Here is a 26,361-nt window from a genome sequence, read left to right on the forward strand (position 1 = left end):
TCGAAGGTCGTGCGGCACCCCGCCTTCGCGGGGTCATCGTTCACCGACCATGGTGGGGATGCCTGGATGCACGGCCGTATGCCGGTTGTGGCCCCGTGCGAGCCGCCTGAGCTTCTCCCCGGCACCGGCCAGGCTGGCCTGGAGACCTCGACCTCGACCTCGCCGACCCGGCACAGAGCCTCACGTTCGGCGTCGGTCAGCTCGGCCGGCGCAATCCGAGCGACCGCCTGCCGATGCCCTCGACGTCAGGCGACCGCCGCGCCGTGCCGGGTAAGCCAGAAATCGATCAGGGCGGAGGCTACTTCAGCGGGTTTGTGCACATTGGGGGAATGTCCGCCGCCCTCGATCCGGACGAACCCAGCTCCCAGTTGACGGGCCATCCGCTCCACTCCGTCCGGGTCCCACGTCTCGTCGGGGGTGCCGGAGATCACCGACACGGGAATGGCCAAGCGGGCCAGGTCAGCCGTAGTGTCCGTCTCGCCCAGCATGTGCTGGGCGACGGCCGCCAACTGGCTCGGCCTGTTGCTCATCCACCGACGTTCCAGGAAGCGTTCGACGTCCTCGGGTACGTCCTGGCCCTGGCTTCGCACAAACTGCCAGATCTCGGCCAGGGGCATCGAGTCCACGACGGAGAGCAGCAGGTGCAGGCGTTCCCGCTGCCAAGAAGAGACCGCGCCGGGACCGAAGTTCATCAAAGTGACCGACGCCCAGAGAGCGGGATCTGCCTGAGTCGCGATCACCGCCGTGCGGACGAGGCTTCCCCCGTACGAATGACCCAGCAGATGCACCGGGCCGGCGCCCAGGGAACGGGTGACGGCTACCAGATCGCCGGCCAGGTCCTCCTGGGAGTATGAGGGCGTCGGCGAGGCGTCGCCGGTTTCGTACTGACCTCGGCAGTCCAAGGCGATTACACGTACGCCGTCGGCGCTCAGGGCGGGCAGCATGGGGAGGAAGTCCTCTTTGCTGCCCATGAAGCCAGGTACGAGCAGGGCCGTCCCCCGGGCGGGGGCGTGCCCGGCAGGTGGGACGTCCAGCGCGGCGAAGACGCCCCGCTCCGTCCGGAGACGCACAGAGCGCGCGTGCTCCGGGATGTCTAGGCTCAGCAACTGGCTCATGAACAGCATGATAGGCACGGCCGCCGAACAGGCAGGGCACTGTTGCGACCGACGTGGAACGCCCAACCTCCCTGCTTCGAGGCGTAGTTCGACGGTCGTTCTACCCTTCGGATCCTCCGCGTGGTCCAGGTACCCTCGCGCGCGGTTCATTGCGGTGCCAGCCTCCGAAACGCCCGAGGGCCTTCCAGAACCTCTTCTCACCCTGCCGCTCGGACTGCCTGCTGGATTCCCAGGTGAGGATCTCCCGTCCGTACACGCTGCGAGCCAAGTCGTTCACATCGTTCTCGATGAGCCGCAGGTGTTGCCCCAGCCGCTGGATGCCGTCGTTGCTGTCCCGCAGGTACAGGTAGGCGACCAGGATCACGAGCCCGACCACGATGATGCGCCAGAGGCCGAGACCACTGCCGAGCGTTGCCGCGATGGCGGTGGCCGCACCGGCGTATCCGGCCAGTTGTTGCCGGGCCCCGATCCTCTGGACGACCTCGGACCGCAGGGATTCGTACTCCTTCATCCGAAGGCCGATGATCTCGACAATCGTCTCGTGCTCGCTTGTGTTCCCGCTCACGGCACCCCCTTGTCGCTTTGCAGGATGCCCACTCTGAAAGACAGTCACCCCTCCTCAGGCGACGGCGTCCTCTCTCGCAGTCGCAGTCGACAGCACTGTGCGGGGCGCCTTCCGATGTCTCCCCCAGCCGTCGGCGCCCCCGCCGTGCCACCCGCCCGGTGGGGCGGGGGCACGGCGGGGGCGGGCGGATCAGCGGCGGCGGGCGCCGGCCGCGAGTGCCGCCGCAGCGGTGACCAGGGCCAGGATCCACAGCAGCGCCAGCGACCAGGGCATGCCGTCCGCACCCCAGATGTCCATCGCCGCGCCCGCGTAGGGCGGTCCGACGACTCCGCCCACGCCCCAGACGACGGCGAAGGCGGTGTTGGCCATGAGCAGGTCCTCGCCGTCGAGATTGGCGCCGAGGATGCTCAGCACGAGCGCGTAGCCGGAGAAGGCCACGCCGCCCCACACCGCGACCACTGCCCAGAGCCACGGGCCGGAGTCGATGACGGTGGGGAGGAGAAGCGCGCCGCCCGCCCCCACCGTCAGCGAGAGCATCAGGGCCGCCCGGCCGCCGATGCGGTCGGCCAGCCAGCCCAGCGGGAACTGCAGGACCATCTGGCCGACCAGCAGCATCGTCAGGGCGAGTTCGCCCTGACCGGAGCCGAGTCCCGAGCGGTCCCCGTACAGCGGCAGGAACTGGAGGGTGACCGCGTCGAAGACGGACACGGCCAGGACCGCCACGAGCAGCACCGACAGCTGCCGCGCCAGCGCCACCACCGGCACCCGCCCCGAGGCACGCATGGACGGTACGCGTGCGCGCTCCGTCCACAGCGGCCACAGGGCGAGCACGGGGCTGACGACCGCGAGGGTGAGGGCGAGCGGCTTGGAGTTGCCCGACACGCTCAGGACGGCCGGGCCGATGCAGAAACCCAGGGCGAGTACGGAGGTGTACGCGGTCAGCAGGCGTCCCCGGTGGGTGGCGCCGGCGTTCTCGCTGATCCACGTCTCGCTGAGGATGAACATCGCCACGGCGCAACTGCCGAGCACACCGCGCAGCAGGAACCACAGGGCGAGGTTGTCGGTCACCGCGAACAGCGCCATGATCACGGACGTGCCCGCGGAGGCCGCGGTCATCAGCCGCCAGGCGCCGAACCGTCTCACCAGGGCCGGGACGGCCACGGCGGTGAGCACCATGCCCAGCGGGGTCATCGCACCGTTGAGGCCGATCACCGTCCCGGAGACGCCGCGCTCCTCCAGCATGCGGGAGAGCAGCGGATAGGTGATGCCGAGGGTCATGCCGAAGACACCGATGACGGCGATCGGCCCCACGGCGGTACGGAAGACGCCCGGCCCCCCGGGGCGTGCCACGGTCGATGATGCTTCGAGCATGATCAGCCGTTCACTTTGTTCCACACCCTGCCGGGCAGGCTGAAGATGTCGATGAAGCCTTCGGCGCTGCTCTGGTCGAAGGTGCAGTCGCTGCCGTAGGTGACCAGTTCGTGACGGTACAGGGAGCGTTCCGCGGTACGGGCGGCCACGCTCACGCCGCCCTTGTACAGCTTGAGGGTGATCTCCCCGGTGACGGTCGTCTGGGTGGCGCCGACGAACGCGTTCAGAGCCGCGAGCAGAGGGCCGTGCCACAGTCCGTCGTAGACGGCCTTGCTGTAGACGGCCTCCAGGGGACGCTTCTGGTTGAGTACGTCGGCGGGGAGCGTCAGGTTCTCCAGCTCCTGGTGGGCGCGGATGAGGAGGAGCATGCCCGGAGCCTCGTACAGCTCGCGGGACTTCACACCGACGACCCGGTTCTCGAGCATGTCGATCCGGCCGTAGCCGTGCGCTCCGGCGAGGGTGTTGAGCCGGGCCAGGAGGTCCAAGGGGGCGAGCTGCTCGCCGTCGACGCTGACCGGGGTGCCGGACCGGAAGCCCACGGTGACGTGGACGGGGGCGTCGGGCGCGGCCTCGGGGGCGGTCGTCAGGCTCCAGACCTCTTCGGTGGGCTCCCAGGTCAGGTCCTCGATGAGGCCGGCCTCGACGTTGCGGCCGAGGATGTTGAGGTCGATCGCCCAGGGCTTCTCCTTGGTGACGTGGGGTTCGATGCCGTACTTCTCCGAGTAGGCGATGGTCTCGGAGCGGCTGAAGGACCACTCGCGGGCCGGGGCCATGATCTCCAGCGAGGAGTCCAGCAGGGCGACGGTGAGGTCGAGGCGGACCTGGTCGTTGCCCTTGCCGGTGCAGCCGTGGGCGACCGCGTCGCACTCGTAGGCGTGGGCGGTCTCCACGAGCAGTTCGCCGATCAGGGGCCGGCCGAGTGCGGAGGAGAGGGGGTACTGGCCGTCGTAGAGGGCGTTGGCCCGGACGGCGGGGAAGCCGAATTCGGTGACGAACCGCTCCTTGGCGTCGACGACGACAGACACGTCCGCGCCGGCGTCCAGTGCCTTCTGGCGTATCGGCTCCAGTTCGTCGCCCTGGCCGAGGTCGGCCGCCATGGCGACGATGAAGTCGGCGCCCATCTCGTGGCGCAGGTAGGGGATGCAGGCGGTGGTGTCCACTCCGCCGGAGTACGCAAGGACTACGCGCTTGGTCATCGGTCTTCTCCTCGGTCGAGCGCGGCGTTGCGCCGGCGCAGTTCCACGGCTGCTTCACGGACGAGCGCGGGGGCGGTGCCCCCGGGCGAGTTGCGGCGTGCGACGGCGTGCTCGACGGTGAGCACCTCGGCGGGAAGGTCGGCGAACCGGTCGTCGAAGCCGGCGAGTTCGGCCGGGTCGGCGTCCTTCAGTTCCCTGTCCTGCACCGCCAGCCACTTGACGAGGCCCTTGACGACGCTGTGGGCCTCCCGGAAGGGGACGTCCCTCTCGGCGACCAGCCAGTCGGCGAGGTCGGTGGCGACGGTGTTGCCGAGCGCCGCGTCGTGGCGGGTCTTCTCGGGGCGGAAGTCGATGCCGCGGAGCATGGCGCCGGCGGCCCGCACGCCCAGTTCCAGGTGGTCGGCGGCGTCGAAGAGGGCTTCCTTGTCCTCCTGCATGTCACGGCTGTAGGCCAGCGGCAGCCCCTTCATGACCGTGAGCAGGGCCATCAGGTCGCCGAAGATGCGGCCGGACTTGGCCCGCATCAGTTCGGGCAGGTCGGGGTTGCGCTTCTGGGGCATGATCGACGAGCCGGCGCACAGGTCCTCGGGGAGGGTGATGAACCCGAACTGGGGGGTGCTCCAGATGACCATTTCCTCGCCCAGGCGGGAGATGTGGACGGCGAGGGTGGCACCGGCGGACAGGAAGTCGAGGATGAAGTCGCGGTCGGAGACCGCGTCGAGGGAGTTGCGGGTCACTCCCCCGAAGCCGAGCTGACGGGCGGTGTCATGGGGGTCGATCGGATAGCCGGTGCCCGCGAGGGCGGCGGCGCCGAGGGGGGATTCGTCGAGACGGCGGCGGGCTGAGCGGAGCCGGTCGCGGTCGCGCAGGAACATCTCGCCGTAGGCGAGCAGGTGGTGGCCGATGGTGACGGGCTGGGCGCACTGGAGGTGGGTGAAGCCCGGCATGACGTCGGCGTGGTGGGCCTCGGCGCGCTCCGCGATGACCTCCAGCACCTGGGCGAGCAGGGCGTCGAGGCGGTCGATCGCCGCACGGACCCACATCTTGGCGTCGACGGCGACCTGGTCGTTGCGGGACCGGGCGGTGTGCAGGCGTCCGGCGACGGGGCCGACGAGCTCGCGCAGCCGGGCCTCGATATTCATGTGCACGTCCTCGAGGGCGGGGTCGAAGACGAAGTCCCCTGCCTCGATCTCCTCGCGGATGAGCTCCAGGCCGCGGACGATCTCCTTGGCCTCGGTCTCGGTGACGACCTCGCAGCGGGCGAGCATCCGGGCGTGGGCGATCGAGCCGTCGATGTCCTGGCGGGCGAGCCGGTGGTCGAAGCGTACGGAGGCGTTGACCTCCTCCAGGAGAGAGCTGCCGCCGGTGAGCCAGCCCTGCCAGATCTGGTCGTCGCGGTTGGTGTCGGTCATGGTCAACGGGTTCCTTCGTTCGTCAGAGCGGCCACACGGAAGGTGAAGGAGCACCGGTACGCCCGGCGTTTCCTGCGCAGCTCGCGCAACCGGTAGGTATTGGCGAGCCACTGGATCTTGTAGACGACCTTCAGGTAGAAGGCGCGTGCGAGGGATCCGCGGACGAAGTCGGCCTCGGAGGCCGAGAGGGTGAACCCGGCCTCGGCGCAGATCCGGCCCATCGTGTCGGAGGAGAAGAAGAGCAGGAGGTCTCGGTCCATGGCCCGCAGACCTGCGAGGGCGTCGTGGAGCATCCGGGGTCCCAGCCCTCTTCCCCGGTGCTCCTCCAGGACGAAGACGACCGCGATCTCGCTCCACCGGCCCAGCAGATGGTGCACGAGCAGGGCTCCGGCGAGGCGTCCGGTCACCGTGTGGACCAGGACGAAGGTGTCGCGCCCGCCGGTCCACTCGGCGGCGCTGTAGCCGGTGATGGCGGACGAGCGGCGGATCTGCTCCATGACCTCGTCGGCCTCGGCGCGGGTGAGGGGCCGCCGCCGTACCTCGTATAAGTCCGCGTCCGCTGCCGGGCCTTCCGGTGCGGAGGTGGGGGCGGTCGCGGCATCCGGCGCCGGGGACGCGGTGGTTCCCGGCGAGGTGAACTGCTGGCTCATCTGGTCCTTCTGTGGTGGGTGACGTGGTGACCCGGTCACGACGCTGGAGCGGGAAGGAGCCGGTGCACGGGGCACCGGTGCCCGCGGCGGGGCCGCCGCGGGCCGTGCGGGCTCGCTGTCAGCGGCCCCGCACACGTGCGACGGCGCGGTCGAGGACGGCCACGGGATCGGCGGGCTCCAGCTCACCCCGGCTCGCGAGGGAGACGAGTTCCGCGAAGACGGCGCGGTAGACGGCACCCCGGTCCGTGGTGCCGGTGTCACGCTGGAGCCGGCGGGCCACCCCGTCCTGGAGACCGCCTCCGTGGTGGACGGCGATCTTCTTGCGCCACGCGATCGGTTCGGCCACCCGGCGCCCCATGGCGGTGCGCAGGTGGTACTTCTCGCGCCCCTCGCGCACCTTGCACTCCGGCGCGGTCTCCAGCGCGACGCGCATCACCGGCCAGGACCAGAAGGGGTGGTGGACGACCGTGCCGTAGGCGAGCGGCATCCGGTTGGACAGCTCGTTGCTGCGCCGGGTGCGGTCAACCGCGCCGAGGACCTGGTCGATCAGCTCCTCACGCGCGTCGAAGGGGCGGTAGAGACCGGCGTTGATCAGGTCACTGCCGTATCCCGTGAGCAGGACGCGCTCGGCCGGGACGGCGCCCAGGCGCTGAACGGTGGTCGCGGTCAGGGCCACTTCCACGACCTCGGGGTCGGTGACGCCCAGCCAGCGCACGGCCTCGGGGAGGGAGGCGACGATGTCGTCCTCGGTGAGGTGCACGGCTTCGAGGCCGATGCCCAGCTCCCCGCAGAGTTCCGCGGCGTCGTCGAGCTCGTCACCCCAGGGCGTGGCGACGCTGTAGGGCGTGACGTCGAGTCCCGCGGTGGCGGCGAGGTGGGTGACCGTGCCGGAGTCGATGCCTCCGGAGAGCAGGGTCGCGTAGCCGGTGCCGGCGGGCCGCAGTGCGTCGATCCGGGATATCTCCGCGGTCAGCGCGTCGAGTTGCGCTTCTCCGGCGGCTGCCGGGTCGTTGCGGTGGGGGCTGTGGAAGCCGCCCAGGGGGTCGGGCTCGTCGGCGGTCTCGGTGAGCCAGTGGCCGCGCCGGTACCGGGTCCGGACGACGGTGCCGTGCCGGAGCCGTGCCACGCCGGCGAGCGGAGTGGCGTGGTCGGGGCCGGGCAGGTCGGTGGGGGTGACGGGCAGGCCGAGTGCGGGCAGTACCAGCGGGGCGACCATCAGGTCCGTGAAGTAGGCGAAGCGGCCCTTGATCCGGTTCGTCGCGTAGTAGACCGGGTTCTCGTTGAGCGGGGACGTGCGCGCGGTGACGGCGTCGGGGGCCACGTGCAGGGTGCACGGCGCGGCTGTCGGCGTGCCGGGGGCGAGGAGCCCCAGGGTCGCCACGTCGAACAGGAACGGTGCCTCGGGCGGCAGTTGCGTCTCGGCGGGTCCCCGGTGGTAGACGTGGAGGCCGCCGAGGTCGGCGTGCGAGGCGAGGCCCGCGAGGGCGGGGACGGGAGTGTCGGTGACGACGCACCACTTGCTGACGGGAATCATGCTCAGGCCTTTCCGATGATGCGGCGCATGCGCTGCTGTGCCTCGCCCGCCGAGAAGGCGGTGCGGTGGGATCGCTTGCCCTCCTCGCGGACGCGCCGCAGGCCCTGCACGTAGGGTCCGTTGACGCGTGCCCGGGTGGACTGGACGGCGGCAGCGGTGTATCCGGCGATGCGGCGGCCGTGTTCGAGGGCGCGCTCCAGCAGCAGCCCGGGTTCGACGACCTCGTGCAGCAGACCGTCGGCGAGCGCGCGGTCGGCGGGCCACGGGTCGCAGGTGTAGAGCATGTTCTGCATCACGCTCCGGCCGACCACCGTCTCCAGCATGTAGCCGCCGAAGTTGCAGGCGATGCCGACCTTGAACTCGGGCATGACCAGGGTGGAGGCGCTGCTGCCGATCCGTACGTCGCAGCAGAGCGCGACCTGCAGGCCCACTCCGATGGCGAAGCCGTCGATGGCCGCGACCACGGGCTTGGAGATGCCGGCGAGGGTGCTGTACAGGTCGGTGATGTCGTCGATCCAGGCGTCGACCTCGTCACCGCCGGAGAACTCCGACACCTCGTGGAAGTCACCGCCCGCGCCGAAGGAGCGCCCCGCCCCGCCGTACAGGACGACACAGCGCACCTCGTCGTTCATGTCGAGGTCCAGCACCAGCTGGGTCAGTTCGCGCATGCGGGCGCGGCTGAACGGGTTCTGCTCGTGAGCCTGCGAGAACTCCACCAGGGCGACCGCGCCCGGCAGCACCTCGCACTGCATGCTCTTCTTGGCGGTATCGGTGCTCGTCACGTGATCCTCCGTGGGCAGGGGAATGGGTGGGGAGGGCGGCGCACGGGGCGGGTGCGCGGCCGGTGGGTACGGGGGGCCGTTCCGTGGTGTCCCGCGCCGCCGGATCCGGGGCGGAGGAGGGGTGGCGGCCCGGCCGCCGGGGTACTCGCGCGGGGCCGCCCCGGAGGAGGCCTACGGCGGCCCGGGGTCGACGTCGCGCACCCACGCGTTGACCCCGCCCTCCAGGTGGACGGCTCCGGTGTGTCCGGCCGCCCGGACGGCGGCGAGGACCGCGAGGGTCCGCACCCCGCTGCGGCAGTAGAAGACGGGGCGGTGGCCGGGCCGCAGGGAGGGCAGCGCGGAGCCGTCCAGCCAGGCGGCCATGGGCACCAGCCGCGCGCCGGGGATGCGGACGGCCTCCCACTCGTGGGGTTCGCGCACGTCGACGAGGTCGACCGGGGCGCCCGCGTCCAGGAGTTCCTTCAGCTCACGCGGGGTGAGCGTGTCGGGGGTGGTCACAGTTCCCCACGCGCCGGGTAGTCGTTCTCGTTGATCCAGCGGACGGTCTCGACGACCTCGTCGAGGTGCGGACGCAGGAACGGCATGCTGGTCTGCACGGCCGCGTACAGCGTCGTGTCGGGGCGCACCAGGAACAGCCCGGGCTCGCTGAACTCGTTGGGCTGCCCCTCCTTGATGGCCTTGGAGACCGGCAGGTCCCAGGCGCGCATCGCGTCCCGGCCCAGGTCGTAACCGATCGGTACGCGGGTGATGCCCCACTCCTCCACGGCGCGTTCGGCCCGGCCCCGGTCGTCGCCGCTCACGGCGAGGACGGAGGTCACTCCGAGTTCGGCGAGCTTGTCGGCGTGGGCGTCGAGTTCGGTGACGTGGGCCCGGCACATGGGGCAGTGGACGCCCCGGTAGAAGACCACCAGGCTGAAGGTGGACGGCCGCTGGTCGGCGAGGACCCAGCGCCCGCCGGTGGTCAGGGGGACGTCCAGTGCGGGGGCGGGGCGGCGTGTCTTGAGCATGCGGGTCTCCTGTCGGGAGGCTGTACGGGCTGAGGGCGGCGGGCGGCCGGGGTGTCCGGGTGCCGGCGGGTCAGGCCGCGGGGCCGGACAGGGTGAGCTGGCCACGGAACAGGACGCGGATCCCGCCGTCGCTGATGGCGGTGCGGCCGTGGAGGGTGCGCTGGTTGTCGATGACCAGCAGGTCGCCCACCTGCCACCGGTGGGTGTAGGCGTAGCGGTCACCGCGCAGGAAGGTGTCGAGCTCGGTGAAGAACGCGTCGGAGGCGCTGCGTTCCATGCCCTTGACCCGTACGTCCCACGACCGCGGTTCGGCGTCCGGGGCGAAGGCGGTGGCGAGGTTGAGCGACTTCACCCGGCCGTGGTCGCGGGTGGTGGGGATGGTGTACCAGTCCTCGGGAACGGTCGGGAAGTAGCCGCGTTCGGTGACCAGGTACTCGATCTCGTGCTCGTCGAGGACCCTGCGCAGGTGCGCGGGCATCTCCTCCCCGGCGGTCAGCTGGTCGCTGACGTAGGTCTCGCCGGAGCCCGGGACGTCGGAGAACTCGGCCGCGTACAGGATGATCAGATCGACCCGCTCCCCCACCAGGAGTCCGTCGGTGTGCAGGGGCAGCGCGCCGCGTCCGGTGACCACCTTGTCCTTGTCGCGGGAGGCGTTGAGCTTGAGCAGGTCGGCCTGCCCCTCGCCGAACTTGTGGTCGACGGTGTCGCCGAGCGAGCGCACGAGGAGACGGAAACCGTCCTCGTCGAGGCGTACGCCGCGCATCAGCGCGCAGCCGGTCTCCAGCGCGGCCCGGCGGGCCGACAGGGCGAGGTCCTCGACGGAATCCTGCGGGTCGCAGGCGAGCAGCGAGCCCATCCCGGACGGGGTCAACTGCTGGCGGGCGGTCTGTTCGGACATGAGAGTCCCTTCGGCGGTGGAGGCACCGGCGCGGCGCCGGTGGTGCACGGGCGGTTCACCGGGGAGGCGCCGGTGGTACGGCCACCGGCCTGGGTGCCGGCGGCCGTACGGGCGGATCGTGGTCAGCCGGCCGTGGCGGCGCGGGTGATACCGGCTTCCAGCCGGGCCACCGTCAGCGGCTCGGCGAACAGCTGCTCCATGTCGAGATCGACGTCGAACCGGTCCTCCAGGGCGGACAGGATCTGGATCAGGGTGGCCGAGTTGACACCCAGGCCGATGAGGTCGAGATCGGGCCGGTCCGCCGGGGCGGAGCAGCCGTGGGCGGCGAGTTCCTCGTGGATCGCGCCGCGCACCTCGGAACCTGTCGTCGCACCGGAGCCGGTCATCGCTTCTCTCCTTCGCTCGCGTTTCCGCACGTGATTCCTTCGACGGCGTCCCGGACCAGGCGGAGGTTCTCGCCGTCGAAGACCTGGAAGTGACCGCCGGTCAGGGACGTGCACTCCTCGCGGAGGGCGAGCCGTGCCCAGGCGGCGCCGTCGGGCTCGGCGGGCAGGTCGGCCGCGCGCAGTTCCACGAGGGGCAGCGCCGCGGGCCGGGGCGCCCATGTCCGCAGCAGCGCGGTGTTGCGCCGGTGGACGGCGAACCGGTCGGCGAGCGCGGGGTCGGCGGCGTCCCCGGCGACGACCGGGGCCCCGGTGGTCTGCCGTACGTCGTGCAGGAAGTCCTCCCAGGTGGCCTCACCGCCGGGCCTGGCCCCGGTGGCCACCGGGGTGTCGACGACCACGACCCGGGCCGTGGCGGCCCCGCCGGAGCAGGCTGCCTCGTAGGCGAGGGCGCCGCCGAAGGACCAGCCGGCGAACACGGTCGGCACGCCGTCTCCGCGCGTCACGTCCGGCAGCCTCAGCAGGCACTGACGGGCCAGTTCCGGCAGGGTCGCGGCGCCCGCGTCGCCCACGGGGGCGTCGAGGCCGACGAGGTGCACGTCGACGTCGTCCCCGAGCTCGCGGACGAGACCGGTGTAACAGGACACCCCGCCGCCGACGGGCGGGAACAGGACCAGCCGCAGCCGCGGGGCGGTGCACGTCCTCGGCCGGTGCGTCCACACGCCGGTGGGGTCCGTGGGGCGGCTGCGCAGGCACAGGGCGGCCAGCCCTCGCGCGGTCGGGTCGCCCATGAAGTCCCCGAAGGACACGTCGTGCCCGTAGCCGCTGCGCAGCAGCGAGAGCAGCCTGATCGCGTCGTAGGAGGTGCCTCCGGCGTCGAAGAAGGAGCCGCTGCCCGGCGGGTGGCCGAGCACCTCGCGCCAGCAGGCGGCCACCTCGTGGCCGTGGAGTCCTGAGGGCGGCGCGGCGGCCCGCTCGCCGCTCCCGGCGTCCGGGGCCGGGTCCCCGGCCTCCTGGACGAGCAGGAGCTCCGCGAGCCGGCGGCGATCGATCTTGCCGTTGCCGTTGAGGGGCAGCTCGTCCAGGGCAACGAGGACGTCCGGGAGCATGTAGACGGGCAGGGTGTCCCGCAGGGCCGCCGCCACGCCGTTTCGCCAGTCGGCCGGGGCGCCGGGGGCGAGGGTGACGAAGCCGGCGAGCCGACGGCGGCGTCCCTCGCCGCGCACGCACACGGCGGCGGACCGCACGGAGGGGGTCTGCTCCAAGCGGTGCTCGATCTCGCCGAGTTCGACGCGGTGCCCGTTCAGCTTCACCTGGTTGTCGGTGCGGCCGAGGAACTCGACGGTCCCGCAGGGGTGGCGGCGGCCCCGGTCGCCTGTGCGGTAGGTCCATCCGTGCACCGGGTCGTCGAAGAAGGCGGCAGCGGTGCGCTCGGGGTCGTTCGCGTAGCCGTCGGCCACTCCCGCCCCGGCGATGTGGATCTCGCCGATCTGCCAGTCGGGGCAGACCTCCCCGGCGGGGTCGAGCACGAGGATCTGCTGGCCGGGCAGGGCGCGGCCGTACGGGATGGACCGTCCTGCGCAGTCCTCCTCGCCCACGGGGTGGGCGATGGACCAGATCGCTCCCTCCGTGGCGCCGCCGAGGCTGGTGATCCGGGCCCGGGGCGCCAGCCGGCGCAGCGCGCCGGGCAGGGACAGCGGTATCCAGTCACCGCTGAGCAGGACGGAACGCAGCGACGGCAGGGGGGAACGCTCCTCGGCGAGCAGCGACGCGAGGGCGGGCGCGGAGTTCCACACGGTGACGCCGTGCCGCTCGACGAGGTCCACCCACCGGGCGGGGGACCGCGCGCTGTCCGGCGAGAGCATCACGACCGCGCCGCCGCGCAGCAGGGGGCCGAAGAGGTCGTACACGGACAGGTCGAAGCCGATCGAGGACACGGAGAGCACCCGGTCCGAAGCCGACAGGCCGATCATGTCGTTGACGGCGTCGACGGTGCCGAGGACGGCCGTGTGCGAGACGACGACGCCCTTGGGTTCGCCGGTCGAGCCGGACGTGAAGATGACGTAGGCGGTGGGGTGCCCGGGTGCGCCGTCCGGGACCGGTGCGCTGCGGGCCGGGTGGCAGGGCAGCACCAGGGGCACGGCGCCGCGCTCCGCCCACTGGGCCCCGGCGGCCGGGGTGGTGAGCGCGAACCGCACACCGCCGCGCCGTGCGATGCCGTCGAGGCGGCCGTCGGGGGTGGCGTCGTCGAGCGGGACGTAGACGCAGCCCGCGAGAAGCGCGCCGAGGACGGCGACGACCTGTCCACGGCCGCGCGGCAGGTGGACGGCGACGCGGTCGCCTGGAGACGCCCCGGCGTCCCGCAGGGCTGCGGCGGCGGCGCCTGCCCGGGCGACGAGTCCGGCGTAGGTGAGCGTTCCGCTCTCGTCGTGCACGGCGGTCGCGTCGGGGGTGCGTGCGGCGGTGGCGAGGACGCGTCCGTGCAGTGTCTGACGGGGGGCGGGGGCGGCCGGGCGGCGGCGGGCGGCGGCGGGCCGCCGGGCCGGCACCGCGTCCCACGGCGCGTCGGCTGCGGCCAGGGCGCGGCTCAGCCGCACGCAGCGCTCGACCAGGTCGTCGGCGAAGCCGGGGTCGAAGGCGTCGGTGCGCCAGTCGAAGCCGAGGCGGACGCTGCCGTCCGACTCCCGCACGGCCTGATGGTCGATCAGGACCTGCGGGACACGCAGCTGTACGTCCTCCCAGCGGCGCCGCAGGCCCGCCGCGGACTCGCCGCGGGTGTCGGCGTCGAGTGCCGTGAAGGCGTACGGGTGGGCGAGGCGGCTGAGGTCGGCCGAGGGGTCGGCGAGGCGCAGGATCTCGGCGCCGCCGAGCGAGCCGTGCACGGCCTGTGTCAGACAGCGCCGCTGGACCTCGCGGGCGGTGTCGGCGAATCCGCCGGCCGCCGGTATCTCCAGGGGCATGCTGCTGCCGTGGTTGCCGAGGCCGCCGGGGACGACGGGTCCGCTGCGCCGGGAGTGGAGCACGGTCACCGTGTGGGCCAGGCCGCCGCCGAGGCGGCCGAGAACGGTGCCGTAGACGGTGAGGTGGACCATGGCGGGGGTGAGCCCGCGGGCGGTGGCCCGCTCCTCGATCCGCCGTGCGGTGGCAGGGTCCAAGGTGACCATGCGGTGCGACACGCGGGGGCCGGTGTGGCGCCATCCGGGGCGCAGGGGCAGTTCGGCCGGACCGGCGAGGGAGGCCGCCCGCTCCCGCCAGAACCGCTCGTCGCGTGCGGTCCGGCTGCGCCGGGGCGCGGGTGCGGCGCGGAGCGCCGCGGCGTCCGGTACCGGGAGGGGCAAGGCGGCGTCGGTCACCAGGCCGGTGAGGAACACGGCGAGGGACGCGGCGTCCATGAGCCACAGCGCGTACACCAGGTGCAGCCGTGCCCGGTGGGCGGACCGGACGACCGTCACCTCCAGCTGCGGCCATTCGCCGAAGGCGAACCGGTCGTCGGTACAGGAGCGGCGGACCTCCGCGTCGGCGGTCTCGAAGGCCTCGTCCTCCACCCGGCGTACGTCCACGTCCACGGACCCGGCCGCGTCGGGCGGCAGGACGGTGAGCGACAGACCGGCGGAGGCGCGCACGCGCAGGATGTCGTTGGAGCGCACGAGCTCCCTGAGCCGGGCGCCGAGGCCGGCGACCCGGTCCGGGTCCAGGTCGCAGCTCAGGTAGTAGCGTGCGGGGCCGCTGAGTTCGAGGCCGTCCTGCGTGCCGACGAGGTAGGCGCGCTGGATGGGGCCGAGGCCGGGGAGCACCTCCGGCGCGGTTCTCGGCAGGGTCGAGGTGTCAGACATCGCCGTGGACGACCTCTCGTGCGGGGTCGCGGCTGAGGAAGCCGCCGGGACTGAAGGTCGGTCCGTAGGCGCCGACTCCCGCGAACAGGAGCAGGTCGCCCGGCTCCACCTCGGGCAGCAGCACCCCGTCGGCGAGCACGTCGAGCTGGGAGCAGAGGGGGCCCGTCACCCGCACCGGCCCGGTCGGCGCGTCCGGCCGGGCCCCGACGGCGCGGACCCGCACCTCGCCGCGTCCGTTTCCGGCGACGAGGCGGCTGGCGATCATCACGTGGTTCATCCCGGCGTCGACGAGGACGTGGCGCAGGCCGCCGACGGTCTTGGTGTCGAGGACGGTGGTCAGCAGGCTGCCGGCCGGGCCGACGAGGGAACGCCCGTACTCGCACACGAGTGGCAGGGCCGCCGCGCCGTCCGGGAGGGCGGACAGGGGGGTGCCCATGGCCGCCCAGTCGACGTCCGGGTCCGCGTCGCACCAGGGCATCGCTATGCCGCCGCCGACGGACACGAAGTCGACCTCCAGCGCGAACCGGTCCACGCACGCCAGGGCGCGGGCGGTCATGGCCGCGCGGGCGGCGTGCACGACGGCGGGGTCGGCGTACTGCGAGCCCCAGAACATCTGGAGGCCGGAGACGGACAGGCCCCCTGCGCGCAGCGTCTCCACCACACGTGCCTCGTCGTCCGCGTCGACGCCGAACTGGTTCGGGGAGGGCTCGCCGCCGGGGACGCGCGCCGGGTAGGGGGTGTTGAGCCTGATCACAGCGCGCCCCCCGATGCCGAGTTCGGCGGCCGTCCGGGCGAGCAGCGCGGCCTGGCGCAGTGACTCGACGGTCACGGCGACCTCCGCGGCCAGTGCCGCCGCGGCCTCGTCCCGGGACTTGGCGGGGCCGGTGAACAGCACCCGGCCGGGGGGCGTCCCGGAGTCGAGGGCGGTCTCCATCTCGGCGCGCGAGCACACGTCGAACCCGTCGACCAGGGGGGCCAGCGCGTTGACGACACCGGGGTGTGGATTGGCCTTCAGCGAGTAGTACAGGCCGGCGCCCTCGACGGAGGCCGCGCGTACCCGCGCGACGGCGGCCCGCAGCTCACCGCGGTCGTACAGGTACGCGGGCGTGGCGCCCGCCCGCCGGGCCAGCAGCAGGGCCTGGCGGTCGGTGGGGGTGGGCGGGGTGACGGGGGTGTGGGTACCGGTGCCGGTCGTGCCGGTCTCGGTGACGGTGTCAGTGCTCACCAGGGGTCCTTCCTGCTTCGCGCAGTGCGGCGAGTACGTGGGCGTGGACGCGGTCGACGACGTCGGTCCGGTCCGCGGTGATGCCCCGCCGGTAGTAGTAGGTCAGCGCCATCTCGCCGCCGGACATCTGGAGTTCGCCCTGCAGCTGGTAGCGCAGGGCCCGTCCGAGGGGGCGCGGTGCCCAGTCCCCCAGGTCACCGGCGCGGAGCCCGCGCCGGTGGGGGTGCTGGTTGAACAGCACGGTGGAGAGGGGAAAGCAGTCGGTGCCCGCGAGGCCGAGGGCCTCGGCGCGCTGGTCGAACTCCCGTGAACTGTGGGCGAGTCCCGCCTCGACCTGTGCGGCGAACTGCGCCGCGCGCTCGGCGACTGTGGCCGCGCCCTCGCCGCGGACGACGAGCTGGCTGGTGAACATGCCGGCGGTACCCGCTGCGGCGCCGTGGCGGATCTGCACGGGCACGACGACGGTCAGCGGCCCGAGCCCGAAGGTGCGGGCGACGGCGAGTTCGAATGCCGCGAGCACGACGGAGAACACCGAGACCCCGGTCGCGGTGGCGAGCCGGTTGGCCGCCCGTGTCGCGGCGACACCGAAGGGCCTCGACAGCAGCTCCCCCGCGGTGGCCCCCTCCCCGGTGGACTCGGGGAGGACGACCTGCCGGGCGCCCGCCAGGAGTCCGTCCCAGTACGCGGCGTCCGCCGGATCGCCCACGGCGCGGCGCTCGGTCGCGGCGCAGTAGTCCCGGTACCCGCTCGCGGACGGGGCGCCGGGGAGGTCACGGCCGTGCAGCAGGTCTCCGAGTTCCCGGGCGAGCAGGTCGAGACTGAGGCCGTCGACGAAGAGGTGGTGGGCGACGAGGAGCACCGAGGTGGTGTCCTCCCCGGTGACGGTGACCACCCGCAGGGGCGGCGCCGCGCCGGTGTCGATCAGCTCGGAGACGGCGCGTACACGGGCCTCCTGGACGCGTGCCCGGTGTTCCGCGCCGCGGGAGGCGGCCCCGGGGGCCTGACGCACGAGGCACCGGGCGGCGGAGGCCTCCGTGTGCCGCTGGCGTGTCCCGTCGGGGGTCAGCGCGAGCCTGAGCACGTCGTGGCGGGCCACCAGGGTGTCGACGGCGGCCTGTACGGCGGCCGGACGCAGGACGCGGTCGACGGGGATCTCGCGGGAGATGTTGCACCAGTCGGCGTTGCCGTCGGCCATGCACAGTGCCCGGTAGGCCAGTTGGCGCTCCGACAGGGGGTACGTGCCCTCGGGCACCCTTCCGGGCAGGGGCGTGGGGACGGCGGAGGCGTCCTGGGCTGCGGGGGCGTCCTCGGCAGAGGCGCGCGCGGCGCCGACCGCCTCGGCGAGGGCGGCGACGTCGCGGAGGCCGAAGAGGTCCTTCACCGACAGACCGGTCGTGAAGCGCCGGTTGAGCTCGGGGACGAACTCCATCATGTCGAGCGAGGTCAGGCCCGTGTCGACGAACGGGGTCGTGGACGGGGTACCGGTCCCGTACCCCAGCAGAGCCCGCAGCTGTTCCTCGACGCTGCCGCCGGTGTGCGGGGCGGGGCCGGCCGCTTCAGCCGCCGCGTCCTGGCCGGCCGAGGCGGCCAGCGCGGTCCGGTCGACCTTCCCGCTGCGCAGCAGCGGCAGGTCGCCCCGGACGTGGACGGCGGGCCGGGGCAGCCCGAGGCTCCGGGCGGTGTGCGTGACGGTGGCGGCCAGCGTCCGTACCGCCGGTGCGGCGGAGTCGGCGACGGCGACGAACGCGTGCGGCCCGTCCCGGTCGACGACGGCACACTGGCGGACGCCGGGGAGCCCTTCCACCTCGTCGACGAAGCGGTGGTAGGAGACGCGGCGGCCGGAGACCTTCAGGTCGTTGCCGCGTCTGCCCTCGACGACCAGTTCGCCGGCGTCGTCGAGGCGTCCGGTGTCACCGGTGCGCAGCTCGGCGGGGAACGCGGTGACGCGGAACGTCCCCGGCACGGGTCCCGGTTCGCCGGACAGCAGCCCCAGCGCGGGCGCCGAGGACGTGACGACCACCTCGCCGGAGCCGTCGGGGCCGGGTTCGTCGATCCGGACGGACGTACCGGGTCTCGGGCGGCCGACCGGAACACCGTCGGCGGCGAGGCCCGACGTGCCGCGGATGCCCCGACGGTACAGCTGGGCCAGGGTCCCCTCGGTCATGCCGTACAGGTTCACGAACTCGGCTCCCGGCGCCAGGCGGGTCCACTGGTCGACGACCCGGCGGGGCAGGACCTCCCCGGCGAAGAACCCCAGCCGCAGGTGGCCGAGACCGTCCGGTGAGGTGCCGTCGAGCACGTCGCCGATCCGGCGGGCGAGCGAGGGAACCAGGAAGGCGGTGGTGGCCCCGTGGGCCGTCAGGTGACGGGCCAGGGCCTCCGGGTCGAGCTGCGCGTCGACGTCGGGCAGGCTCAGCGTGCCGCCCGCCGTGAGCACCGCGAGGAGTTCACGCAGCGAGGGGTCGAAATTGGTGCGGGTGACGGCCGCGCACACATCGGCCGGTGTGAGCGCGAACTCCTCCGTGAACCAGCGGAGGAACGCGTGCAGACCACGGCGGCTGCCGACGACTGCCTTCGGCTCCCCTGTCGACCCGGACGTCGGGATGAGGTACCCGGCGTCGGGGTCGGTGTGGCGCACCGGGCCGGGGCGCCCGGAGGGACCGGCGGCGTCCGCGACCGCCAGGCCGGTCGCGGCGTCCAGCACCACCTCGTCCGGGTCGCCGACTCCCCGGTAGTGACCGGCCGGGGAGACGTCGCTGGACAGGACGGCCGACGGCCGCGCGACGCGCTCGGTCCACGCGTACCGGCCGGCGGTCAGGCCCGCGTCCACGGGCACCGGTACCGCGCCGCTGCGCAGGGCGGCGAGCAGCCCGACCACGTACGCCGGGCACAACGGGCCCAGCAGCATGACGTGGGTGCCACGCGCACCGGCAGCGAGCAGACGGTCCGTCAGCGTGTCGGCGGCATGCACGAGTGCGGCGTAGCTCGTCCGGCGACCGCGCCACAGGAGGGCGGTGCGGTCGTCGCCGGCGAGGTGAAGCATCCGGGCCAGGTCGTCCTGTGTGCTCATGAGGCCGGACACCCACGCCTCGTGGTCGGCGGGTCGAGGACCATGCCGGCCAGGTCCCGCAGGGCCCCGGCGCCGTCCTCGCCCAGGGCGCGGGCCAGGCTCTCCGTCCCGCCCTTGCGCTGGTTGAGGCGGAAGCACGAGGTGAGTTCGAGGTCGCGCAGGCGGAATCCGACGATGTCCTTCAGGTACACCTCGGACAGATGCGACGGGATCTCCTCGAGCGTCCACGGCGGTCCCTCGACCGTGGCCCGCTGGAGGCGGTCGATGAGCACTTCGATGTCGGCCCGGGTCCGCGCGGGGTCGCTGAGCTCCAGCCGGCCGGACACCTCGACGGCGCAGTAGAGCCAGGTGGGTATGCGGTCGCGGGTGCCGAACCACTCGGCGGGCACGTAGGTGTCGGGGCCGAGGACCGTCACGGTGGCGTGGCCTCCGGCGCCGAAGGTCGCGGACATGGCGTTGGCCCTGGCCACGTGCCCGGCGACGAACAGTTCGCCGTCCTCGGTCTCGCGCAGGTCGATGGGGAGGGGCGAGGTGTGGATCCGGCCCTCGTGGCTCGTGGCGAGCACCCCGAAGGACTTGGCACGGACGAAGTCGCACATGGCGGGCAGAGGCAGGCTGAAATGGTCTCTGGTGTACATCAGTCGCGGTCCTTCACGTCGGCGTCCAGTTCCTCCAGGCCCACACCCTCGCGCGCGCCGCGCTGCGGCGGGTGGAAGGCGATCGCGTTGACGGCGCCGGCGAGGGCCGTCCACAGACCGTCGCGGGCGAACGCGCCGCCGCCCGCGGCGCGCATCAGCGCGGCACCGACTGCCCCGATCTCGTCCTCGACCCGGTCACGGGCGCGCACGGCGAGATTGAGCTGGTCCCGGGCGGGAGCGCCCTCGTCGACGGCGTCGGCGGCCCGCACCAGGACACCCTCCAGTTCCCGCAGGTGCGCCACGGCCTCGCGTCGGCCCCTGGACGAGGCCCGCCGCTCCGGGGGCATCGCGTCGGCCAGGCAGGAGGCGACCCCGAGGTAGGAGGCGCTGATGAGCAGCTGGAACCAGAGGTAGCAGTCGGTCGCGAACCGGCGTCCCGCGTCGCCGACGAGCGGGAAGACCTGGTCGGCGCCGATCCGTACGTCCGTCAGCCGCACGGCGTGGCTCTCGGCGGCGAGGAAGACGGGGCTCTGCCAGAACGGGCTCCGGGTCAGCCCTTGCGCCCGGGCGTCGACGAATGCCTGCGCGTACCCCTCGGGTGACCCGTCGGGCGCACGCAGCTCCACCATCAGGGACATCATGTCCATGCTGGTCGACAGCGAGCAGGGCCGCTTCAGTCCGGTGAGGCGGTATCCCCCGCCGTCGCGGACGGCCTGGCTGCCGAGGCTGCGCAGATCGCGGCCCGGGGTGGACTCGGCGCCGCCGGAGGCGATCAGCAGGGCGTCGCGGGAGATGCCGGACAGGATCGCGCCGGCCCGCTCGTCGCCGGAAGCGGCGACCCGGCCGAGGGCGGCGATCTTGTAGTGGTGCATGGTCGTCGCGATGGCGGCGGACGGTGCGAGCGATCCGAGGGCGACCTGGAAGCGCACCGCCTGCGCGGCGGTCGCCCCGCCTCCGCCGAGGGTGGCGGGAATGAGCATGGCCGTCGCGCGGGAGCGTTTGAGGAGGGCGAACGCGCCCGACGCGTCCTTCTCGTGGTCGGCCGGCGTCGTGGCCGAGAGAGCCTCCCACAGCCCCTCCCCCACGGCGTCGAGCCGGGCCCCGGCATCCGTGACGGCCGTCTCCCCCCTCACTGCGCTGGGCATGCGGTCTCCCCTTCCTGGTCGAGCACCAGCCGCTTCACGGCGGCGTAGTCGGTCTTGCCGAGCGGTGTGCGCGGCAGCGCCGCGGTCACCCGGTACTGCCGCGGCAGCTGGTGCGGATGCAGCCGGCCCCCGAGGTCACGGCGGACGGCCGCGAGGTCGAAGCCGTCCCCGGTCACCACGACGGCGGCGATCCGCTCGGTGGTACGGGCGTCGGGGACACCCACCACGGCGGCGTCGAGCACCCCCGGGCAGTCACGGAGCGCCGCCTCCACCTCCAACGGCCCGACCTTGCTCCCTGCCACGTTGACGAAGGTGGAACGGCGCCCGAGGACGTACCAGCCGTCGGGATCGGCGCTCACCAGGTCGTGGGTGCGCAGCCAGCCGTCCTCGAACATCTCGGCGGTGGCCTCGGGGTCGCTGTAGTACCCGCGGGCGAGCCCCGGCCCGCGGACGTACAGCTCGTACGCCGGGCCCTCCTGACCGTCCTGGGCGGGCACCGGTTCGAGGCGGTGTTCCACGCCCGCGACGGGCAGCCCGATGGAGCCGTGGCCGGTGTACCGGCGGTCGAAGCAGATGACGGCGATCTCCGAGAGGCCGTAGACCTGGCGGAGCGGCAGCCCGAACCGTTCGTGGAACAGGGCCTGGACAGCGGGGTCGAGCGGCGCGCTGCCGGAGATCGCGAGCCGCAGCGACGCCAGGTCCCCCGGGCGGGCACCGCTCACGCCGGTGAGCATGCCGTACATGACGGGCAGTCCGCTCATGACCGTGACGCCGTGCCGTCCGACGATCCGTGCGAGGCCCCTGCCGGTGAGCCGGTCCCCTCGGGCGAAAACAACGGTGGCGCCGCTCAGCAGGGCGGGCAGGGTGAGGACGTCGATGCCGTGGCAGTGCCACAGGGGCAGGGCGCACAGCACGGTGTCCGCGGCGGTCAGTTCCATCTCGCCCGCCCACAGGCGCACCCGGGCCGACACCGCGCTCCCGGTCATCACGATGCCCTTGGGCTCACCGGTCGATCCGGAGGTGCAGTGCACGACGAAGTCGTCCGGCAGATACGCCGGGGCCGGGACGCCGCCGGATGGTGCGCGCCCGGCAAGAGGGCTCAGTGCGAACGACCCCGCGCCGTCGGCGACCGCGAGCACGGTCACGTCGAAGCGCGAGGCTCCCTGTGGCGTCCCGTGCGGCTCGATCCGGCCGTCGAGCAGCACGGTGACCTGGTCCAGTTTCGACGCGGCGAGGTAGACCGTGACGAAGGCGAGCGGGTCGTCCACGGCGAGACCGAGGACGTCGCCGGGGCCGAGGGTGTCGGCCAGCCGACGCGCCGCCGACTCCACCGCGTCGAGGAGACCGCCGTAGGACGTGGTGGCACCGTCGGGAGAGATCACCGCCGGGGTCCGGGGGGCGGCGAGGGCGGTAACGCGGAAGTCCGCGTACACCTCTCCTCCGTCTCCCGGCGCCGGGCCGGCGGCCCGCGTCCCGGCATGCTGCGTCACGGCGTGCTGCGTCACGGCGGGAATTCCTCCAGGGTATTTCTGCCGAACTCTCGGAAAACCGTGGACGACGGCGTCCACGACTCTTGGAACACGCAGGGCAATTCCTCCGCCATTTCCCTCGTTAAGCCCAGGAAGGAAGGCGGGCACAGCGGAATGATTTATTTCGGAAGACCTGTACGGATTGTTCGACGGCTCGCCAGGGACCGGTCACCGGCACGTCACCGGGCCGCACGCACCCAGGGAAGAAGGACACCTGTGGTGACAACGAGAGCCGCGTTCGCATCCTCGACCCGCCTGTACAGCAGTCGAGTTGCACAGAATCAGCTGTTTCGTGAACAGCGTGGCCGTGTCATCCCCCGCAGCGGCCGAAGCCGCCCCATCCCCCGAATACGTGAACAACCGACGCCACAAAGGCGCTTCCCCCACTCACTGCCTTTGAACACACGACCACCGGACCGAACCGGCGACCGAGCAAGTCGAAGAAATCATACGGTCATTCCCCGCGCAAGACGGTTCCATATGACGAGACATTCCCGCACGGTACCTAGGTAGAAATACCGATGCGCTTCCCGCGTCCGGGTGCCGCGCATTCGGCACCCCCTGTTCGGATGCGTGGGAGTCTGAGCGAACGGGCCGACGTCCCTGCGCGATGCCGTGGACGTGCCAGGCCGGGCCGGGGCACGGGAAGGCCTACGAAGGCGCACGGAGGGGCCGGGGAACACCCAGGAGCCCTGTCGGCGTGCGAGAGGGACCGCGACACCGAACGCGCTCCCGCAGGGCAGCATGCTCCCGCCGGGCAGCGACACCCTCTGCGGGGAGCGCAGCGGAAGGAAGCCCGAGGGCGTCGCCCCCGCGGCGCTCCCCCTTACCGGGCCGTGCCCGACCGGTGATACCAGGCGGCGACCTCAGCGCGGTTGCGGACGCCGAGCCGGCCCAGGATCTGCACGACGTGCGCGTTGACGGTGCGGACGCTGAGGCCGAGATCGCCGGCGATCTCCCGGTCGGTGCACCCCCGGGCGAGGAGGGAGACGACCTGCTGCTGCCGGCCTGTCAGCGCCACGGCCGGAGCGGCGTGCGCCGCGGGGGCCGCCCCGGCCCCGCGCAGGGCAGCGATCCGTTCGAGGTGCGGCGCCGCCCGCATGTCGCGGGCGATCTGCTCCGCCTCGTCGAGGAGCAGCCGGGCCCGGGGGGCGGACCCGTACAGCGCGGCCCTGCCCAGCAGGGCGGTGACCAGCCGGGCGCGGGCGTGCGTCCTGCGGAAGACGACGATCGCCTCGTCCCAGTGCCGCGCGGCGTCCTGCGGTCCCGGGGCGCACCGGGCGCGCGCCTGCGCCACGACGCCGTCGGTGAGTTCGTAGGTGGCGGCCACATGGCCGCGGACCTTGAGGTGAACGCGTTCGATGACCTCGAGCAACCGGGGAGGTGAACTGTCGGGGTGCATGAGGGTGTGCCGCCCTTCGCACTGCGACTCGATCGCCGAGGCGAGGGCGTCGACGACGTGCAGACCGCAACCGGGCGGGGTGAGCCTCCCGTCGGCCAGGGTCAGCGCCCTGCCGATCAGCTCCTCCACGCTCGCGTAGTCCTCCAGCCGCACGGCGGCGGCCAGCGCGATGTTCAGCAGGTACGCATGGCGGGGCGGACTGCTCGACTCGACCAGTTCGACGAACGGCGGCACCGTGCGCGGTCGCGGACCCTGACGGCTCATCAGCCAGCAGCGAACCAGGGTCTCCTCCACGGCGTTGATCGAGCCGTGGCGCTCATCGGCGTCCGCGGGCCCGAGCAGCGCGTGGGCCTCCGGCCAGTGGCCCGCCTCGATCAGGTCCTTCACCAGCGCCAGGCGGAGCGTGTCGCCCTCCTCGGTGGCGAGTTCACCGAAGTCCCTGGCGTACCGGAGTCCGACCCTCTTGATCCGCAGGCTGTCCCCGATGCTCCCGGTCCTGAGATAGGTGGCCCTCGCCTCGTTGAGGTAGGAGCGGACCACGATGTGGTGCTGGGCGGACTCCATGCCGAGGCGCCGGGCGCGGCGGGTGCGCTCGATCGACTCCTCCAGCGTGCCGAGGGTGAGCAGGGCCTCGGCCGCCACGGTGTGGACGGTCATCTCCAGCTGGGCGTCCACGACGTCCCGCGCCAGGTCGATCGCTTCGCGTAAAAGGCCCATCCCCTCCTCGGTGCGCCCTCTCTGCACATAGGCGAAACCGACCGAGCACAGCACCTCGACCTTGCTGTGGAACGGTTCGTCGGGGCGCAGTTCGGCGAGCGCCTGCTCGAAGTAGTCGTGCGTCCAGCTGCAACTGGACGCGTCCAGGTAGCGCCCGAGGCGTTCCAGCAGCTCCGCCTTCGAGTGGCCGGCCCCGTCGCCCGCGGCGGCGAGCGCCCGGATGAGGACGGCCTGCGCCTCGTCCGCGTGCCCGAGCCTGAACAGGTGCTCCGCCCTGCGGCGGAGAGCCGCAGCGGTGTCCGGCCGCTCCCCGTCACCGTCCCCCGGCGCCGTCATGGATCTCCCCCCGATCACTGGCGTGCCGCGGCACCGCCCCTGCGGCGTCTGCCCGGCGCTCTTCCCGTTCATCCGTCTTGTGCCCGCCGGGCGGAGCCCTTCCCCCCGGGACCCCGCTGCTTCGCGCGCCCTGGAGCGCCGCGCATTCCCGCACCGGAGCCGGTGCGGCGGACTTCCGGACGCGCGGAGCTGCCCGGTGCACGGGGCACCGGGCAGCGTGGTAGCTCCGCGACGTCGGCGCGGACGTCAGGTGGTGTAGTCGGCGTTGATCTTCACGTAGCCCTCGGTCAGGTCGCATCCGTAGACGGTGAAAGCCCCGTCCCCGATGCCGAGGTCGACCCGGATGACGACCTCGTCCCCGGTCAGGTAGCGGGAGGCCTCGGCCAGGAGGTCGTCGCTCGGCTCCTCGGGGTGCATGACGAGGTCACCGAAGCGGATCGCCACCTTCGGAGGATCGATGTCGGTCTCGTCCTCCAGCTTGCCGACGGCCATCGCGACCCTGCCCCAGTTGGGGTCGGCGCCGTGTACCGCGGCCTTGACCAGCGGGGAGTTGACGACGCTCTTGCCCACCCGCTTGGCCTGGGCGTCGTCACGCGCGCCGGTCACGCGGACCTCGATCAGCTTGGACGCCCCCTCGCCGTCCGATGCGATGTCCCGCACGAGGTGCAGGGCGCACTCGTACAGCGCCTGCTCGAACGCCTCGAGATCGACAGGCCCCGCGAGGCCGTTGGCGAAGATCGCGGCGGTGTCGCTCGTCGAGGTGTCGGTGTCGATGCTCAGCGCATTGAACGTCTTGTCCATGACACGGCGGAACAGTGCGTCGAGCCGGTCGGCGGGGATGTCGGCGTCGGTGAAGAAGAAGGTGAGCAGGGTCGCCATGTTCGGCTCGATCATGCCGACGCCCTTGGCGATGCCGGTCAGCACCGCGTCACCGCAGGGCACGGTGAAGTACTTCGGCCGGGTGTCGGTGGTCATGATGGCCTTCGCAGCGGCGGCGTAGTCCGCCTCGGGGAACGGCCAGGCGAGCGAGGCCAGTCCGGCCCGGATGCCCTCCATCGGATACGGCCGGCCGATCACTCCGGTGGAACCGATGACCAGGTCCTCGGGCTCGACCCCGGCGGCCTCGGCCACCTTCGCCCGCACCTCGGCGGCGTGCGCCGCACCCGCCTTGCCGGTCGCCACGTTGGCGTTGCGCGAGAGCACCACCATGCCTCGGGCGCTCTGGCGGGAGGCGGCCTCACGGCTGATGACGACACTCGGGCCGGCGAAACGCGAACGGGTGAAGACCGCCGCGGAACGGGCCGGCACTTCGGACACGACGGCGGCGAAGTCGTCGTCGACGTCCTTGAGCCCCATGTTCATGGTGACACTGCGAAAACCGCGCGGCGCCATGGATCCCATACCGGCAGACCTCCCGAGTGGTCCGGACCCCTCCGTGCGAGGCGGTCCGGCAATGCATGAAGATTCCGCCCACCGTACACTTTCACGGGCGGATAGAGCAAGCGATCATGACATACAACCGGTTAAATCACCCTGTTTGCCTCGCCGTTCAG

The 26,361-nt window shown here is 72.6% G+C and carries 20 protein-coding genes; all 20 read right to left on the reverse strand.

The features are described 5' to 3' along the window. Positions 1 to 245: 245 nt before the first annotated feature. The 20 genes from ACFY8O_RS14430 to argJ all read right to left on the reverse strand — a co-directional run bounded on the left by ACFY8O_RS14430 (position 246) and on the right by argJ (position 26,209). Positions 246 to 1,115 carry an alpha/beta fold hydrolase gene (locus ACFY8O_RS14430; RefSeq protein ID WP_387901885.1) on the reverse strand — a complete coding sequence of 290 codons (870 nt, stop codon included), beginning with the start codon at positions 1,113 to 1,115 and terminating at the stop codon, positions 246 to 248. Positions 1,116 to 1,215: 100 nt separating this feature from the next. Then, positions 1,216 to 1,680: a hypothetical protein gene (locus ACFY8O_RS14435; RefSeq protein WP_387901888.1), complete on the reverse strand. Its 465-nt coding sequence runs from the start codon at positions 1,678 to 1,680 to the stop codon at positions 1,216 to 1,218. Between the two features lie 189 nt (positions 1,681 to 1,869). Continuing rightward, positions 1,870 to 3,051: an MFS transporter gene (locus ACFY8O_RS14440; protein ID WP_145805486.1), complete on the reverse strand. Its 1,182-nt coding sequence runs from the start codon at positions 3,049 to 3,051 to the stop codon at positions 1,870 to 1,872. Between the two features lie 2 nt (positions 3,052 to 3,053). Further along, a complete protein-coding gene (locus tag ACFY8O_RS14445; RefSeq protein WP_387901891.1) occupies positions 3,054 to 4,247 on the reverse strand; it encodes an argininosuccinate synthase in 1,194 nt (397 codons plus the stop codon). After that, complete coding sequence (gene argH / locus ACFY8O_RS14450; RefSeq protein WP_387901894.1) at positions 4,244 to 5,659, reverse strand: argininosuccinate lyase; 1,416 nt, start codon at positions 5,657 to 5,659, stop codon at positions 4,244 to 4,246. The genes ACFY8O_RS14445 and argH overlap by 4 nt, the downstream gene beginning before the upstream one ends. A gap of 2 nt (positions 5,660 to 5,661) precedes the next feature. Next, positions 5,662 to 6,309 (reverse strand): GNAT family N-acetyltransferase, encoded by a 648-nt coding sequence (locus ACFY8O_RS14455; protein ID WP_145805492.1) that lies wholly within the window; start codon positions 6,307 to 6,309, stop codon positions 5,662 to 5,664. Between the two features lie 118 nt (positions 6,310 to 6,427). After that, positions 6,428 to 7,843, reverse strand: a complete 1,416-nt coding sequence (locus ACFY8O_RS14460) for an asparagine synthase-related protein (RefSeq protein ID WP_387901897.1) — start codon at positions 7,841 to 7,843, stop codon at positions 6,428 to 6,430. A gap of 2 nt (positions 7,844 to 7,845) precedes the next feature. After that, a complete protein-coding gene (locus ACFY8O_RS14465; protein WP_387901899.1) occupies positions 7,846 to 8,625 on the reverse strand; it encodes an enoyl-CoA hydratase/isomerase family protein in 780 nt (259 codons plus the stop codon). A gap of 171 nt (positions 8,626 to 8,796) precedes the next feature. Then, positions 8,797 to 9,123, reverse strand: coding sequence for a rhodanese-like domain-containing protein (locus ACFY8O_RS14470; RefSeq protein ID WP_387901902.1), 327 nt, complete (start codon positions 9,121 to 9,123; stop codon positions 8,797 to 8,799). After that, positions 9,120 to 9,632, reverse strand: a complete 513-nt coding sequence (locus tag ACFY8O_RS14475; RefSeq protein WP_167526168.1) for a peroxiredoxin-like family protein — start codon at positions 9,630 to 9,632, stop codon at positions 9,120 to 9,122. The genes ACFY8O_RS14470 and ACFY8O_RS14475 overlap by 4 nt, the downstream gene beginning before the upstream one ends. 70 nt (positions 9,633 to 9,702) lie before the next feature. Continuing rightward, on the reverse strand, positions 9,703 to 10,530 hold the full coding sequence (locus tag ACFY8O_RS14480) for a TauD/TfdA dioxygenase family protein (RefSeq protein WP_145805499.1): 828 nt from the start codon (positions 10,528 to 10,530) through the stop codon (positions 9,703 to 9,705). 122 nt (positions 10,531 to 10,652) lie between these two features. Then, entirely contained in the window at positions 10,653 to 10,916 is a 264-nt protein-coding gene (locus ACFY8O_RS14485) for an acyl carrier protein (RefSeq protein WP_145805501.1), read from the reverse strand. Continuing rightward, positions 10,913 to 14,746: a non-ribosomal peptide synthetase gene (locus tag ACFY8O_RS14490; RefSeq protein ID WP_387901905.1), complete on the reverse strand. Its 3,834-nt coding sequence runs from the start codon at positions 14,744 to 14,746 to the stop codon at positions 10,913 to 10,915. Before ACFY8O_RS14490 ends, ACFY8O_RS14485 begins: the two co-directional genes overlap by 4 nt. After that, positions 14,739 to 15,971 (reverse strand): alanine racemase, encoded by a 1,233-nt coding sequence (locus ACFY8O_RS14495; protein WP_387901908.1) that lies wholly within the window; start codon positions 15,969 to 15,971, stop codon positions 14,739 to 14,741. Before ACFY8O_RS14495 ends, ACFY8O_RS14490 begins: the two co-directional genes overlap by 8 nt. After that, a complete protein-coding gene (locus tag ACFY8O_RS14500) occupies positions 15,961 to 19,041 on the reverse strand; it encodes an AMP-binding protein (protein WP_387901910.1) in 3,081 nt (1,026 codons plus the stop codon). Before ACFY8O_RS14500 ends, ACFY8O_RS14495 begins: the two co-directional genes overlap by 11 nt. Then, positions 19,038 to 19,679, reverse strand: coding sequence for an FMN-binding negative transcriptional regulator (locus ACFY8O_RS14505; protein ID WP_387901913.1), 642 nt, complete (start codon positions 19,677 to 19,679; stop codon positions 19,038 to 19,040). Before ACFY8O_RS14505 ends, ACFY8O_RS14500 begins: the two co-directional genes overlap by 4 nt. Then, positions 19,679 to 20,824, reverse strand: a complete 1,146-nt coding sequence (locus tag ACFY8O_RS14510; protein WP_387901916.1) for a hypothetical protein — start codon at positions 20,822 to 20,824, stop codon at positions 19,679 to 19,681. Before ACFY8O_RS14510 ends, ACFY8O_RS14505 begins: the two co-directional genes overlap by 1 nt. Then, the gene (locus ACFY8O_RS14515; RefSeq protein ID WP_387901919.1) at positions 20,809 to 22,329 is read right to left on the reverse strand and encodes a class I adenylate-forming enzyme family protein; all 1,521 of its coding nucleotides are present in this window, start codon (positions 22,327 to 22,329) and stop codon (positions 20,809 to 20,811) included. The genes ACFY8O_RS14510 and ACFY8O_RS14515 overlap by 16 nt, the downstream gene beginning before the upstream one ends. 850 nt (positions 22,330 to 23,179) lie before the next feature. Continuing rightward, positions 23,180 to 24,808 (reverse strand): LuxR C-terminal-related transcriptional regulator, encoded by a 1,629-nt coding sequence (locus ACFY8O_RS14520; protein ID WP_387901922.1) that lies wholly within the window; start codon positions 24,806 to 24,808, stop codon positions 23,180 to 23,182. Between the two features lie 246 nt (positions 24,809 to 25,054). Continuing rightward, positions 25,055 to 26,209, reverse strand: a complete 1,155-nt coding sequence (gene argJ / locus ACFY8O_RS14525; protein ID WP_387901924.1) for a bifunctional glutamate N-acetyltransferase/amino-acid acetyltransferase ArgJ — start codon at positions 26,207 to 26,209, stop codon at positions 25,055 to 25,057. Positions 26,210 to 26,361: the final 152 nt, after the last annotated feature.

The organism is Streptomyces argenteolus (genome assembly GCF_042902585.1).
Classification (GTDB): domain Bacteria; phylum Actinomycetota; class Actinomycetes; order Streptomycetales; family Streptomycetaceae; genus Streptomyces; species Streptomyces argenteolus.